Origin of the sequence: Candidatus Avelusimicrobium sp. (assembly GCF_051874775.1) — a bacterium.
Taxonomy (GTDB): Bacteria; Elusimicrobiota; Elusimicrobia; order Elusimicrobiales; family Elusimicrobiaceae; genus Avelusimicrobium.
Genome location: NZ_JBJEGE010000011.1, coordinates 122,914 through 136,651, shown reverse-complemented (window position 1 = coordinate 136,651; position 13,738 = coordinate 122,914). Strand labels below are relative to the sequence as shown.

15 protein-coding genes are annotated in these 13,738 nt (G+C 48.0%); 8 read left to right on the top strand and 7 right to left on the bottom strand.

The annotated features are described in order from the left end of the window. Positions 1-67: 67 nt before the first annotated feature. From frr to ACI351_RS02815, 7 genes are all read right to left on the bottom strand, one after another. Entirely contained in the window at positions 68-631 is a 564-nt protein-coding gene (gene frr / locus ACI351_RS02845; protein WP_439733747.1) for a ribosome recycling factor, read from the bottom strand. 73 nt (positions 632-704) lie between these two features. Next, positions 705-1,829 carry a hypothetical protein gene (locus ACI351_RS02840; protein WP_439733746.1) on the bottom strand — a complete coding sequence of 375 codons (1,125 nt, stop codon included), beginning with the start codon at positions 1,827-1,829 and terminating at the stop codon, positions 705-707. 39 nt (positions 1,830-1,868) lie between these two features. Continuing rightward, the gene (gene pyrH / locus ACI351_RS02835) at positions 1,869-2,615 is read right to left on the bottom strand and encodes a UMP kinase (protein WP_439733745.1); all 747 of its coding nucleotides are present in this window, start codon (positions 2,613-2,615) and stop codon (positions 1,869-1,871) included. Positions 2,616-2,785: 170 nt separating this feature from the next. Further along, on the bottom strand, positions 2,786-3,607 hold the full coding sequence (gene tsf, locus ACI351_RS02830) for a translation elongation factor Ts (RefSeq protein WP_439733744.1): 822 nt from the start codon (positions 3,605-3,607) through the stop codon (positions 2,786-2,788). A gap of 69 nt (positions 3,608-3,676) precedes the next feature. After that, a complete protein-coding gene (gene rpsB / locus ACI351_RS02825; RefSeq protein WP_439733743.1) occupies positions 3,677-4,741 on the bottom strand; it encodes a 30S ribosomal protein S2 in 1,065 nt (354 codons plus the stop codon). A gap of 181 nt (positions 4,742-4,922) precedes the next feature. Then, positions 4,923-5,396 (bottom strand): LA_2272 family surface repeat-containing protein, encoded by a 474-nt coding sequence (locus tag ACI351_RS02820; RefSeq protein WP_439733742.1) that lies wholly within the window; start codon positions 5,394-5,396, stop codon positions 4,923-4,925. A gap of 46 nt (positions 5,397-5,442) precedes the next feature. Beyond that, a complete protein-coding gene (locus tag ACI351_RS02815) occupies positions 5,443-5,958 on the bottom strand; it encodes an LA_2272 family surface repeat-containing protein (protein WP_439733741.1) in 516 nt (171 codons plus the stop codon). 86 nt (positions 5,959-6,044) lie between these two features. Here ACI351_RS02815 and nadE point away from each other — a divergent pair, with 86 nt between their 5' ends. The 8 genes from nadE to ACI351_RS02775 all read left to right on the top strand — a co-directional run bounded on the left by nadE (position 6,045) and on the right by ACI351_RS02775 (position 13,002). Then, the gene (nadE, locus tag ACI351_RS02810; RefSeq protein WP_439733740.1) at positions 6,045-7,547 is read left to right on the top strand and encodes an NAD(+) synthase; all 1,503 of its coding nucleotides are present in this window, start codon (positions 6,045-6,047) and stop codon (positions 7,545-7,547) included. A gap of 140 nt (positions 7,548-7,687) precedes the next feature. Next, positions 7,688-8,182 carry a YceD family protein gene (locus tag ACI351_RS02805; RefSeq protein WP_439733739.1) on the top strand — a complete coding sequence of 165 codons (495 nt, stop codon included), beginning with the start codon at positions 7,688-7,690 and terminating at the stop codon, positions 8,180-8,182. A gap of 39 nt (positions 8,183-8,221) precedes the next feature. Further along, positions 8,222-8,428, top strand: coding sequence for a 50S ribosomal protein L32 (gene rpmF, locus ACI351_RS02800; RefSeq protein WP_439733738.1), 207 nt, complete (start codon positions 8,222-8,224; stop codon positions 8,426-8,428). Positions 8,429-8,436: 8 nt separating this feature from the next. Then, positions 8,437-9,480, top strand: a complete 1,044-nt coding sequence (gene plsX, locus ACI351_RS02795) for a phosphate acyltransferase PlsX (RefSeq protein WP_439733737.1) — start codon at positions 8,437-8,439, stop codon at positions 9,478-9,480. Then, positions 9,480-10,220: a 3-oxoacyl-[acyl-carrier-protein] reductase gene (gene fabG, locus ACI351_RS02790; protein WP_439733736.1), complete on the top strand. Its 741-nt coding sequence runs from the start codon at positions 9,480-9,482 to the stop codon at positions 10,218-10,220. Before plsX ends, fabG begins: the two co-directional genes overlap by 1 nt. A 51-nt stretch (positions 10,221-10,271) precedes the next feature. Next, entirely contained in the window at positions 10,272-10,517 is a 246-nt protein-coding gene (locus tag ACI351_RS02785) for an acyl carrier protein (RefSeq protein ID WP_439733735.1), read from the top strand. Positions 10,518-10,519: 2 nt separating this feature from the next. Next, positions 10,520-11,185 (top strand): ribonuclease III, encoded by a 666-nt coding sequence (gene rnc, locus ACI351_RS02780; protein ID WP_439733734.1) that lies wholly within the window; start codon positions 10,520-10,522, stop codon positions 11,183-11,185. 17 nt (positions 11,186-11,202) lie between these two features. Continuing rightward, positions 11,203-13,002 carry an ankyrin repeat domain-containing protein gene (locus ACI351_RS02775; protein ID WP_439733733.1) on the top strand — a complete coding sequence of 600 codons (1,800 nt, stop codon included), beginning with the start codon at positions 11,203-11,205 and terminating at the stop codon, positions 13,000-13,002. The last annotated feature ends 736 nt before the right edge of the window (positions 13,003-13,738 follow it).

The following is a 13,738-nucleotide window of genomic DNA, read 5'->3' as shown; positions in this document are numbered from 1 at the left end:
CAATGGAATTGTTCGGATGAAAAGAAACCCCGGGCGTGAGCCCGGGGAGTTTCATGGAATCAGCAGCTTAAATCTTCATAATTTCAGCTTCTTTGTTTTTAATCACCTGTTCGATTTTGGCGATATGCGCATCCGTGGCTTTCTGCACATCGGCTTCGTAGCGTTTCAAATCGTCTTCGGTAATTTCGGCCGCCTTCTGGGCTTTTTTCAGTTTTTCCAAAACGTCGCGGCGTTCGTTGCGTACGGCCACTTTAAAATCTTCGCTCATTTTGGAGATGTTTTTGGCCAACTGTTTGCGGCGGTCTTCCGTCATCGAAGGAAGCGTAATGCGGATGACTTTGCCGTCGTTTACGGGGCTTGCGCCGAGGTCGGCTTTTTGCAGGGCTTTATCAATATCGTTTAAAGAGCTGATGTCCCACGGCTGCACTTCCAAGGTTTTGGCGTCCAGTACGTTGATAACGGCCATTTGTTTGATCGGGGTGGGGGTGCCGTAATAGTCTACGCGGATATTTTCCAATAATCCCGCGCTGGCGCGGCCGGTGCGGATGGTGGCCAAGTCGCGCTCCAAGCGGGCGACGTGTTCGGCCATACAGGTTTTGGTTTTGCTCAGTAAATTGGTAATCCCTTCCATAGTTTCCTCTTTAAATGAAGTATTTTTTTAATTATAGCAATTTTCCGCGCGGGGCGGTTTGGCAAAAAATTTTTTATAGTTTCTCCGGCATCATTTGCGGACTGGGCAATTCATTTTTCGAATAGGGTATTTTTTGTAGCGGACAGTAGCCGTTAAAAATCATACATACGTCCGGCGCGAGCTTTTGCGCGGGTAGCTTGTAGAACGGTTTTCCGTCAATAAAAAGCAGTCCGTTTTGCACCATCCACGGGCCGTTGGTTTCGCCCATATCGTTGCCGTCCGGATAGTGAACGTAAGCTTTCTTGGGAAAGAAATAGTATTTATCCAGCACTTTTCCGCTTTTATCCTTTTTAGTCAGGCGGAGTGCATTTCCGCCGTCAAACTGGAGGGTGGTGCTGTTTTGTTCGTTGTCGTAATCCGTGGCGCGGGCGAGTTTTCCGTCGGCGTAATACCGTTCCGCCAGAATCATTCCGCTTGGCGTTTTTTGCGTAACGGTAACGGACGAGCCCCATTTGTTTAATTGGTAGGCGGTTTTTCCGTCTTTTGTTTGGCAAAAATAAGGCGCGCCATTTTCAAAAAACGCGCAGAATCCTTTTGCTCCGGTCCGGCAAGTAAAACTTTGCAGGTTTCCGGCGGGAAATACGGCTCCTTCGCACGGGCCTTCCGTCCACTCATCGTCTGCGTCCGGTGTGATGGGTTCCGGCATGGGGACTTCTTGCGGAATATTATCCAAGCGGCGCCGCCACATCCGGTCCAGCGTTTCTTTATACGACTGTATTTTTCTTGTCAATTCTGGTTGGGAAATTTCTCCTTTGGCAAGTTGTTGGGTAAAATAGTTCATCCCCGCCGCATACGCAGACCTGCGGGTAAAGGCGTTTTTATTGAGGCCCCAAACAGTTTTCAGGTGCGATTCATCTTGAAAAAACGGTTTCAATTCTTCCAATTCCAGACGGGTTAAGGCTTCTTCGTCCAGTTGTGCGGAGGTAGAGTCGTTTGAGGGCGGAATGTCCGCAGTGGTTTGTGTTGCGGGCTTGGCGGAGATTTGTTTTTGTTCCGTTTCCGTGATTTTTTGCGCGGGGGCCTCCGCCGGAGATTCATGTTGGCGGAGAACATTGGTAAGCAACAGGCAAAGTCCTCCCATTCCCGTAAAGAGAAGCAGGAGAAGCGTGATAAAAATGCGTTTTTTAAGTTTATCCATATATAAAAAGTGCCCGCCGTTTTGGCGGCGGGCGCAGGTTTAATAAATAACGGTGCCGACTTCTTCTCCGCACAGGGCTTTTTTGATATTGCCTTTTGTATGCAGGTTAAATACTTGTACGGGAACTTTATTTTCCAGACACAGCGCGAGGGCGGCCGTGTCCATAAACTGGAGCTGTTTGGCGATAGCGTCCGCATATGTGATTTTGTGTATGAGTTTGGCGTCCGGATTTTTGCGCGGGTCGCTGTCGTACACGCCGTCCACTTGGGTGGCTTTTAACAGTACGTCGGCGTTAATTTCCGAGGCGCGCAGCGCGGCGGCGCTGTCGGTCGTAAAGAACGGGTTGCCGGTGCCGCCCGCAAAAATAACGATGCGGCCCTTTTCCAAATGGCGTTCGGCTTTGCGGCGCACGAACGGTTCGGCCAGTTGGTAAATGTTGATAGAGGTTAGCACGCGGGTCGGTACGCCGGCATCTTCCAGCGCGGACTGCAAGGCAAGCGCGTTGATAACGGTGGCAAGCATACCCATATTATCGGAATTGACGCGGTCGATGACTCCGCCTCCGTCGCGCACGCCGCGCCAGATGTTCCCGCCGCCCAGCACGATGGTCAGTTCGCAGTTGCCGCAGCGGTAAGCGTCGGCAATTTCTTCGGCGATTTCCTTTAACGCTTGCGGGTTAATGCCGCGGTGGCCTTCGTTAATCAAGGCTTCTCCGGACAGTTTTAACAGGACTCTTTTCTTTTTCGTTTGCTGGCAGCAGGGTTCCATAAAGGTCTCCTTAAACATATATTTCAATTATTGTAGCACAAAAAATAAATAAAGCGGTGGTTTTTATCAGCGGCTTTTTAAAGCCGTCTTTAAAACGGAATATTTGGAGCTTACAGACGCAGATACTTTTTTGCATAAAAAGTATCACATAAAAAAGGACCCCGCAAACGCGGGGCCCTTTTTTAAAACTAGAAGCGTACAAAGCGTACGACTTTAAGTTCGCAACCCAGTTTTTTGGATTCTTCGGCCAAGTAATCAGCAACGGTTTTTTTGTTGTCTTTAATGGTTGGCTGTTCCAAAAGGCAGTTTTCTTTGGCGAATTTTTTCACTTTACCGGGGAGCATTTTTTCAATGGCTTCGGCGGATTTGCCTTCGTTCTGCGCTTGGGTTTTGTAGATGTCAAGTTCGCGGTCAATAACTTCCTGCGGAATGTCTTTCGCGTCTACCCAGCCGCTCTGCATACCTACGGTGTGCATCGCCAGGCCGCGGGCGATTTCTTTTACGGCATTCGTATCGGAGCAGGCGCCGGAGACGGCGAGTTCCAGAATGGAAGCTTTTTTGTTGTCAGAGTGAACATAGTAAGCCAGTACGGAGCCTTCGGCGGGCGCCCAGTTAAAAGCACCTTTCAAAGTGGTGTTTTCGCCAAATTTGGGGGCTTTTTCGGTGATTTCGGCTTTGATGTGTTCGTCGGCCGCATAGTCTACGCCGGGGTGGGCGAGCACGTAGCCGGTCAATTCTTCGGCGAGTTTGATGAAATCTTCGGTTTTGGCCACAAAGTCGGTTTCGCAGCCCAAATAGAGCATAGCCACGTTTTTACCGTCGGTTTTTACGCACACTCTGCCTTCTTTGGTTTCGCGTTCGGCGCGTTTGGCCATAGCGGCTAAACCTTTTTTGCGCAGGTAAACGATGGCTTGTTCCATATCGTTGTTACATTCGGCCAAGGCTTTTTTGCAATCAAGCATACCGGCACCGGTTTTTTCTCTTAAAACTTTAATATCGTTTAAGGACATTTGTTTCTCCTGATATAGGTAAATCTGGGGGGAAGTTCCCACGGGGGGGAACTTCCCAGCGAAGCAAAGTTATTTGGCTTCTTCCGCGGCTTTTTCTTCCGTATCGGCTTTGGCTTCAGTTTTGGCTTTTACGGTTTTTTTGGTTTTGGCTGCGGGTTTTTTAGCGGCGGCTTTTTTCTTAGCGGCCGGTTTTTTTTCTTCAGCGGGGGCTTCTTCTTTAGCTTTTTCGGCCACCGTTTCTATGGTTTTGGCTTCTACAGCTTCGTCGGCTTTTACTGCTTCTTCCGCGACTGCTTCTTCTACGGCCGTTTCTTCCGTGGCTACTTCTTCCGCAACCGTTTCTTCCGTGGCGGCAGGTTCGGCGTTTTCAGCGGCGAGCATCGCAGATTCAAACGCTTGCGCCATTACCGGATTGTCGGCGGTTTGGGTTTCGGCGGTTTTGACGGCTTCTGTTTCGGCTTTACCCTCCAAAATGGAATCGGCAATTGCACTGCAGAAAAGCTTAATGGAGCGGGCGGCGTCGTCATTACCAGGGACCGGCACGCTGATCATATCAGGGTCGGCATTAGTGTCGCAGACGGCCACTACCGGAATACCCAAAGCATAAGATTCGCGCACGGCACCGGCGGTATCCACCGGATCGATAACAAATACCACATCGGGCAATACTTTCATATCGCGGATTCCGCCCAACAATTTTTGCAAGCGGGCGAGTTCTTTGGACAAGCGGCTGGCTTCTTTTTTAGAGATGGCTTTAAACACACCGGAAGCTTCCCATTTTTCCAATTCATTCATCCGTTCTACGGATTTTTTAACAGTTTGGAAATTGGTCAGCGTACCGCCGAGCCATTTTTCGTGGATGCAGTAAGCACCGCAGCGGGCGGCTTCGGTTTGGATAGCTTCTTGGGCTTGTTTTTTGGTGCCGACGAACAAAAATTTGGAACCTTTTTTGCTTTCTTCTTTAATAAAAGCGCAGGCTTTTTTTAGTTCTTTGGCGGTTTTTTGTAAGTCTAAGATATGGACGCCGTTTCTTTCTCCGAAGATAAAGCGGCCCATTTTAGGATTCCAGCGGGAAGTTTGGTGGCCGAAATGAACGCCGGCTTCCAGCATGGCTTTCATAGATACGTTGCTCATTATATTCTCCTGTGGCCTGCGCCTAAATTAAGGGATTTCCCTTGGTGGTGCCGGCCGTTGGTGTCGTCGGGACAGGCTTTGATTTACAAACTTTTTCGCTCTCCCGCTCAAGTTACACCTTATATATTATAGCATAAAAAAACCGCGCTTTTTTAAGCGCGGTTTAGTAAAGGACTGAAACTTAGAAGCGTCCGTTTACGATTACCATTACGGGGAACCAACCGTTTTTGGCGATGTTGACCAAACCGATTTGAAGACCGTTAATGTTTTTGACGTTGTTGACAAACCCGAGCTGCAGGCCGTGCAGTTCGTCGGCTTGGTTGTACAAACCGAATTGAACGCCTTTTAAGCAGCCGTCGCCAAAGTTTACATACCCGAGCTGCGCGCCGGTAAAGCGGTTGGCGCGGGTGACGAGGGCGGACTGAACGCCGGTTACCTTGTCGGATTTGGCGTAAACGAGGTCCAGCTGCACACCGGCAACGGAGGCGGCGTCGGAACCGATACCGAAATCAATACCGGTGATTTCCTGCGTGTTGGCCGGAACGGCGAGGGCCAATCTTTTTCCCCACAGAGAGAGTTTTAAAACGCCGGTCTCTCCCGCAAAAGCGGGGACGGCGCATACAGCTAAGGCTAATAATACTGCCAGTTTTTTCATATTTTGGTTATCTCCTTATAATATCCCGTTTAAATGGGAAAACGTGTTAGAATCGTCCATTGACGAAAATCATTGCGGGAAACCAGCCGTTTTCGGCGATATTTAAAATCCCCACTTGCAAACCGTCGATGGTTTTGGCGTAGTTTACAAAACCCAGCTGCAACCCTTTTACGTATTCGGCCTGGTTGAAGAACCCAAACTGCAGTCCCGTCAGTTCCTGGCGGTTCATGTTAACAAGGCCCAGCTGCGCGCCCTGCATCATTTCGGATTTGGTGAGCATTGCCAGCTGCGCACCGCGCACTTCGTTGGCCATGCTGATTACCCACGCCATGCTTACGCCGTTCAGTTCATACTGGGTTTGCGCAAACAATAAATCGAGCTGTACGCCGGTGACGGTGGCGGACGTAGATCCGATACCAAAATCAATACCCGTGATGTCTTGCGTGTTGGCTGGCGTGGCGATAGCCGTTTTGTCCCATAAAGAGAGTTTCAACACTCCCGTGTCGGCCGCGGCGGGAAAAGTAGCGCAGAGCAGCAACGCTAAAACCGCTAATTTTTTCATAAACCATTCCTCCTGTTTATATAATCCCCATATATTGTAGCAGTTTTAAAAGCCCGCAAAGTGGTAAAATATTGGTAAGTGAGATTATGAAAATAAATTTAGTTTCCTTTAATCCCCTGGCCGCTGATGCCGCGGGGAACGCCCGTAAAGCGGTGGAAATCTTACGCGCTCCCGCGCCTGAGGCAGATTTGTTCGTATTCCCCGAGGCCGCTTTGTGCGGGTGCCCGTTGTTTGATCTGTTTGATGACAAACGTCTTTGCGCACAAAATGTTGCCGCATTAAAAGAAATTGCTAAAGAAACAAAAAACGCTGCCTGTGTGTTGGGGTATGCGGATTGTCAGTCCGGCCAAAGCGTTACTGCCGCGGCGTTTATATATAAAGGGAGGATTACAAAAATTTTTGATACTGAAACGGTTTCGTTTAACGGTAAAAAATTGCAGATTTCATTAGAGGACCCGCAAAATACGACGGCCGATCCGGACGCGGATGCGGTCATTTTTCTGTTGGCGCGTCCTTATCAAAAAGGAAATATTGCACCGCGTTTGGAAGCGCTTAAAAAATTTGCCAAGAAAAATATCGTTCCCGCTTTACTGTGTAACTTGCTGGGCGGCGGCGATGGAATGATTTTTGACGGGCTTTGTGCAATGGCCGGTAAAAAAGGTGTCTTATTGTTTTGTTCAGACCTCTTTTGCGAGAAAGTTCATCGGGTGAATTTGGGGGAGAAATACTCGCCCGTTTCTTATCAAACGCCTGTTTTGCAGGAATTGTTGGATGCGCTTACCTTTGGTCTGCGCGATTATGTGCATAAAAGCGGAACTGACAAAGTGGTATTCGGCGTCAGCGGCGGAATCGATTCGGCGTTTACGGCTGCGCTGGCCGCGCGGGCGCTTGGCGGAGAAAGCGTGTACTGCGTGTCGCTTCCTTCGTATGCTACGAGTGCTTTAAGTAAAACATTAGCTGGACGTCTGGCTGTTAAGCTGGGGGTCAATTTGGAAGAAGTAGGCGTTCGGCCGGTATTGGACTCCGTTAAAGAAGCGTTATCCCATATTGTGTCTCATCCCAAAGACGCCACTGCGCAGGAACTGCAGTCCCGTCTTCGTACGGTTATTTTAGCTGCCTTGGCGGGGGAATATAACGCAGCACTGATTTCGACAGACGACAAGAGTGAGAACGCTGTTGGTTCCGTGGTGCTGTACGGCGACGCGGGGGGATGTTTGCAGCCGCTGGGTGATTTGTATAAAACGGAAATTTATGAGCTTGCCGAATACTTAAATAAAGACGGTGAGCTGATACCGCGCGGCATTATCGAACGCGCACCAACGTCGGAACTCTCTCCCAACCAAAAAGACGAGGATTTTCTGCCGCCGTATACGGTGTTAGATAAAATTTTGCGGGGGTATCTGGAGGACGGCTTGACAGCGGAGGAAATCGTTAAAAAATTCCGTGTTAAAAAAGAGACGGTCCTTGATGTATTAACTCGCGTCAACCGCGCCGATTTAAAACGCCGTCAAACCGCGCCTTGCCTGCAGGTATCGCCCAATTCGTGTGTTTCGATGCTAAGGCCTGTAATTAAGAAAATTAACTTGTAAAATATCGGACAGGGAAATCGGATTGCACTGTGTTTTTGTGTCTTCTGCGGGGCGGTCTGCAAAGTGCAGACAATCGACAGGGCCATTTTGTTTCAAGCGGAGCCTGTTATAATCCGCGCGTTTTTTGCTAAAATATACGTATGAGCGAAAATTCTATTTACCGCGATTATGACGTTCCGCAAGATTTGGCATTTAAAACTGCCGATATTGTCCGAATGGGCGGGTTGGATTGTTCTTCCCAAATCAGTCCGAAATACCTGAAAGATATTTTTACCGCGCCCAACAAAATCGTTAAAGCGGCGGTAACGCTTTCTTTCTCCGTGGCGAGCAAAGAAATTTTGCTCCGTGGGTCCGTCAGCGGTGAACGCGAGGTGCAGTGTGCCCGTTGTTTAAAAACGGCCAAGCAGCCTTTTGCCGAAGAATTTTTGGAAACATATAGCAATAAATTAGAAATAATTGATATAATGTATCTTGTACGGCAAACGCTGGCGTTGACCGAAGAAATCCGTTTTCTTTGTTCGCCCGATTGCAAGGGTTTATGTCCCAAATGCGGGCAGGATTTAAATGTTGCCCTGTGCGATTGCAAGCCGGACAATTTGTCGCCTTTCGCCGAGCTGAAAGGAAAATTTAAGTAATCATTCCGGTTTTTGCCGGAACAAACAGGAGTATTTCAAATGCCGAATCCGAAGAAAAAACACACTCGTTCCCGTCGGGATATGAGAAGATCCCACAATTCTGGGGTGGAGGTTCCGCAGCTCGTGGCCTGCCCGAACTGCAAATCTCCCAGACTGCCTCACAACGTCTGCCCGACCTGCGGTTTCTATAAAGACAGAGTGGTTGTAGCCCAAAAAGCCAAAACCGAAGAACCCAAAACCAAATAACATCTGTTATGAAAATAGCCTTGGACGCCTTAGGCGGAGATTTCGGCGCAAAACCCAACGTGTTGGGGGCTTTGAAAGCCGTCAAGAACTTAGACTTAGAGGTCATCTTGGTGGGGAACGAAGTCGTCTTGCGCCGCGAGTTAAGCGAGTTGGGATACGCGAATGTACCGGAAAAAATTTCTATCGTTCACGCTCCCGACACCATTGATATGGGTGCGGAACCCGCGAAAGAATGCCGTAACAAAAAGGGCGCCAGCATTGTGGTATGCGCGAACCTGGTCCGTAAGGGCCAGGCGGACGCGTTTGTATCTGCCGGACATTCCGGCGCAGCTATGGTGGCGGCTTTGTTTGGTATGGGGCGCATTAAAGGCGTTCAACGTCCGGCTATCGCCACACCTATGCCCACTTATCAAGGCGTCAGTCTGCTCTTAGACGGCGGCGCCAATGCCGACTGTAAACCTATTCACCTTTTGCAATTTGCGGTAATGGGTTCGGCGTATATGCAAAAAGTGTTTGACATTCCGGCTCCGTCTGTGGGCGTTTTGTCTATCGGCGAAGAGGAAACGAAAGGTAATTTTCTCGTCAAACATACCATTCCGCATATGCGCGATATTGGCGTAAATTTTAAAGGTACTGTGGAAGGGCGCGATGTAAATACCGGCGAAACGGATGTTATCGTTTGTGACGGATTCGTCGGCAACATTGTGCTGAAAATGGCCGAAGGCCTCGCCAAAACGATGATTAATATGATTAAACGCGAGGTTAAAAAACGACCGCTTGCCCTTTTAGGCGCAATTTTATCCAAAGGTGCATTTAAAGCAGTAAAAGACCATACCAATCCCGACTGCTACGGCGGTGCGCCGCTGGTGGGGGTAAACGGGGTGGCCATTATCGCGCACGGCAAATCAAACGATTTTGCTATTTACAACGCTATTAAAACGGCAGCGCGGTTGGTGGAAAAAGATTTTATCGGTGACGTGGCCGCCAAAATGGCCGCCCTAAAGCCAACCTTTGACCTGATTGAGCAGGAAATACATCAGGAGGATTTATAATGGATTTCAAAGGTAAAAATGTAATGATTACCGGCGCCACGCGCGGAATTGGCCTTGCCTTGGCTGAAGCGTTTGCTGTTGCCGGAGCTAACTTGGCCGTATGCGGTACTAATGAAGAAGCGTTAAAATCCGCCGCCGAAAAATTGGCGGGTTTCGGTGTGAATGTGTATACGCAAAAAGTTAATGTTTCCCGTGCGGAAGATTGCGACGCGTTTGTCGCCGGCGCGGTTAAAGAATTAGGCTCTTTGGATGTTCTTGTCAATAATGCGGGTATTACCAAAGACAACTTGACCGTCCGTATGAGCGAGCAGGACTGGGACGACGTTATTGCCGTCAATTTGAAAGGTACTTTTTTGATGTCTAAAGCTGCTTTAAAAGTAATGTTTAAAAAAAGAAGCGGCAACATTGTCAATATTTCTTCTGTTGTGGGGGAAATGGGTAACGCCGGTCAGGCCAATTATGTTGCCAGCAAGGCGGGGATTATCGGGTTGACGAAAACGCTTGCTAAAGAATTTGGCTCGCGTAACGTGCGCGTAAATGCGGTAGCTCCCGGTTTTGTGCAAACGGCGATGACGGATGCTTTGCCTCAAGACGTAAAAGAGAAGGCGTTGGAAAATGTGCCGCTTAAAAGATTTGCTACAACGCAGGATATCGCCAAGGCAGTTATGTTCTTGGCCAGCGAAGACGCCTCGTATATTACGGGGCACGTTCTCGCCGTCAACGGCGGGCTTTATATATAGATTTACTTAATGTAAACAAGGGTAAGCCCTTTTAAATTACGGAGGACTAAAATGTCTGTAGAAAACGTGCAAGAAAGAGTTAAAAATATTATGGTGGAACAGTTGGGTGTAGAAGCTGATCAGGTAAAACCTGAGGCCCAGTTTGTCAACGATTTGGGCGCTGATTCCTTGGATACGGTGGAACTTATTATGGCTTTGGAAGAAGAGTTTGGCATTGAAATTCCGGATGAAAAAGCTGAAAAAATCAAAACTGTTGGTGAAGCCATCGAATACATTGAACAGAACGCCAAGAAATAAAAGTGTACACGGATATTGAAGATATCATTGGGTACCGCTTTGGAAACAAAGACATTTTAAAGGAAGCACTCACTCACAAGTCCTACGCCGGAGAACACAGAAGCTCCAAACACAATGAGCGTCTGGAATTTTTGGGGGACAGCATATTAGGTGCTATTGTTGCGGATTACATCTACAACAAATGCCCTCACGTGGAAGAGGGAGTGCTTTCTAAAATAAAATCGAACTTGGTTTCACGGCGGAATCTGTATTTGTGGGGAAAACAGCTGGACTTGGGCAAATATATGAGCTTAGGTCACGGCGAGCTGGCTACTGGCGGAAGGGAGCGCGACAGTATTATTTCCAACGCAGTGGAAGCCGTGATTGGTGCCGTTTATTTAGACGGCGGCTATCCTGCAGCCGAATCCGTTATTTTGCCTTGGGTTAAAACGCAGGCGCTCACACAGGATGTGCGGGATTTTAAGAGCCTTTTGCAAGAACATCTGCAAAAACGCGGTCACGAAACTCCCGTCTACGAGGTAGTTCAAACCGTCGGTCCCGAACACGATAAAACATTTACAGTGCGCGTCAGCCTGATGGGTAAAGAGCTGGGCAGCGGTAAAGGCCATAACAAAAAAATGGCCGAACAGGCTGCCGCCCAAAACGCTTTTGAGCGTATGAAAAAGTAGTTTAGCGGGAGAAGAATATGTTTTCGTCAAAGAAACCCACTACCGGAAAAACAAATTTTCAACCGGAGAAAAAAGTTCCGGTTAAGGCTGTTTCCGCTTTGACGAAAAATCCGTTTATTGTATTGGGTGTGGTCGCTGCGGTTCCGGTGCTGATTATGCTGGCATTCACGTTTAAGAGCGGTTATTCTCCGTCCGGCCGGAAAGGAACAACGGAGAAAATCGTTGTCGTAAGGACTCCTATCGAAATTGCCGATGCTGCTACCGAAGCTTTGCAAAAGCGCGATACGGAAGGTTTTTTGGATATTTTAAATAATGAAGTCGGTTCCAACATCAATATGGTAAACAGCAAAGGCGATACGCTGCTGTTGGCCGCTGCCACCTTTGGCAATCTGGAAGCTGTACAACAGCTTATTTTGTCGGGCGCAGATGTAAATAAGAAGAACGCTTTTACCAAAGATACTGCTCTTTTGCGCAGTTTGTACGGAGATAATTCGGAAATTACCCACCTGCTCGTTTATTCCGGTGCGGATATTAATGCCAAAAATAACTATAATCATTCCCCGATGTTTTTGGCGCTTGAAAAGGGAAAGGGGGAATTTATTGATTTATTTTTAACAAGCGGCGTAACCGAAGGTCTCAGTACGGACTATCTGTTCCGCGCTTGCGCCAAAAAAAATCCTGTGGGCGTACTGGCTATGCTTAAAGGCGGGATTGATCCGAACGTAAAAAATGCCAAAGGCAATACGCCGCTGATTATTTCAGCCTCTTTGGGAGATTTAAACAGCGTGCGTTCGTTACTTGCATACCGTGCGGACGTCAATGCTGTGAATAACGACGGAAATACGCCGCTGATTTATGCTGCGCGTTATAACCATCCCGAAGTGCTGCGTGAACTGTTAAAACCCCAAACTTTACAGGCTCCTATAGATGTTAACGCCCAAAATAAATTGGGGCAAACAGCTTTGTATTGGGCTGCTTCCAAAGGATATGATAAAGTGGTGCGCCGCTTGCTGGCCGCGGGGGCCGATTCCACGCTGCCCGCCAACAACGGGCAACTGCCTTATACTGTGGCGCAGAAAAATAACCGTACCAAGGTTTTGCCACTCTTTGAGCAGAGTCTAGCAGAAATTAAAAACGCTGTAATTGAAGAAGATAATGCCGCCTTGATTGCGCAGGCCAAAGCCGAAGGACGCGATATATCTTCCCTGACGGAAGCTCCGGTGGAAGATGTAACGGATGCAGACATTTTTAAAGCCGCCGAAAAAGGCGATGTGGATCTGGCGCGGCGCGTAGTGGAGGCCAACAAAGCCGTATTGTGGGATAAAAATGCGTCGGGCGATTCTCCGCTTCTGGTGGCGGTGGAAAACGGACATACCGAAATTGTAGATTTCTTGTTTAGTAACGGGGCGCGTTTATTTGAAGCCTCTGCCAAAGGCAATGTGTTCCATATAGCCGTTAAAACGCAAAATTTAGATATGCTGAAACATTTAGTTCAACTCTCCCGTCAAGACGGCCGCTTGGCGATGATGCTTGAATATAAAACGGTCCCGCCTAAAGAATCTCAGATTGCAGGAACGCTTTCTCCGCTTGGTTTTGCCGCGTTGAATTGCAATAAAGAAATATACGATTATTTAATTTCCGTTGGTGCCCGTCCGGGCGTCCGCCGGACGACGCCTAACCTGCTTGGTTTTGTATCTCCTGCAGAATTAATGGAGAAATGTAAAGCCAAACCGGCGGCGGCTAAAACGCTGAAAGCGCCTGCCCAGTCGACCACCCAAAAAAAGGCTGCCAAAAAAACAACGGCAAAAAAACGCTGATTTAGTACAATCACAAAGTGTTTTCTTATACAAAGACGGCATTTAAATGTCATTTCCGAGTGTTTTTGTAGGGGATCTGCTTATAGGATACTAATTGTATGAAAAAGTTTTTATTGTGGGGAGGCAGCATCCTATTGGTTTCAGTTGTTAATACCCAAGAGCAGGTATCGGATTAGGAAAATATCCGCCGGCCGGACCATATGAGGTCCGTCAGAAATACTGTGGAATTTTGCCTTATATCATTTTTTAGGGAAAACGCTCCGTTCCCCTTTATCCGTAGCCTTCTTTTGATACTCCTTTTGACAAAATCCTGTTGACGGAAAATACTTTTTCAGTCGTACGCCGGTCGCAAGAAATTGCGTATTACTTCGCCTGCTAAAGACTGGGTTTATAAAGGGCCTTTTGCTCTGGATAATCAGCATACAACGACACACGAACGGGGTCTCTTTTTGGGTTTTGGGTATATTGATAATTCAATAATGGCAAATGGCAATAAGAGTCCAAAATATTGCAACGCCGCTGAAGGAGGACGGCCTTCGTTCGCCCACCTTAGTTTGTTATCATTATAATCATCAAGCCGGAAAGGAAGTCTGCATTCCGCAAGAAAAAACGCTAAACCAGCAAAAACAAAGATAGCCTTAAAAGAGACCTCATCTGTTTTTTAGCAAGTAATCCGCAAACGAACAACGCCTGTTGCCTCTTTACGGCTAGATATTTCCCAATCATATTCCTTGCT

Bases quoted from the DNA above. Each gene is read 5' to 3' on its own strand.
- frr (WP_439733747.1), bottom strand. From the start codon at position 631: ATGGAAGGGATTACCAATTTACTGAGCAAAACCAAAACCTGTATGGCC.
- ACI351_RS02840 (WP_439733746.1), bottom strand. From the start codon at position 1,829: ATGGATAAACTTAAAAAACGCATTTTTATCACGCTTCTCCTGCTTCTC.
- pyrH (WP_439733745.1), bottom strand. From the start codon at position 2,615: ATGTTTAAGGAGACCTTTATGGAACCCTGCTGCCAGCAAACGAAAAAG.
- tsf (WP_439733744.1), bottom strand. From the start codon at position 3,607: ATGTCCTTAAACGATATTAAAGTTTTAAGAGAAAAAACCGGTGCCGGT.
- rpsB (WP_439733743.1), bottom strand. From the start codon at position 4,741: ATGAGCAACGTATCTATGAAAGCCATGCTGGAAGCCGGCGTTCATTTC.
- ACI351_RS02820 (WP_439733742.1), bottom strand. From the start codon at position 5,396: ATGAAAAAACTGGCAGTATTATTAGCCTTAGCTGTATGCGCCGTCCCC.
- ACI351_RS02815 (WP_439733741.1), bottom strand. From the start codon at position 5,958: ATGAAAAAATTAGCGGTTTTAGCGTTGCTGCTCTGCGCTACTTTTCCC.
- nadE (WP_439733740.1), top strand. From the start codon at position 6,045: ATGAAAATAAATTTAGTTTCCTTTAATCCCCTGGCCGCTGATGCCGCG.
- ACI351_RS02805 (WP_439733739.1), top strand. From the start codon at position 7,688: ATGAGCGAAAATTCTATTTACCGCGATTATGACGTTCCGCAAGATTTG.
- rpmF (WP_439733738.1), top strand. From the start codon at position 8,222: ATGCCGAATCCGAAGAAAAAACACACTCGTTCCCGTCGGGATATGAGA.
- plsX (WP_439733737.1), top strand. From the start codon at position 8,437: ATGAAAATAGCCTTGGACGCCTTAGGCGGAGATTTCGGCGCAAAACCC.
- fabG (WP_439733736.1), top strand. From the start codon at position 9,480: ATGGATTTCAAAGGTAAAAATGTAATGATTACCGGCGCCACGCGCGGA.
- ACI351_RS02785 (WP_439733735.1), top strand. From the start codon at position 10,272: ATGTCTGTAGAAAACGTGCAAGAAAGAGTTAAAAATATTATGGTGGAA.
- ACI351_RS02775 (WP_439733733.1), top strand. From the start codon at position 11,203: ATGTTTTCGTCAAAGAAACCCACTACCGGAAAAACAAATTTTCAACCG.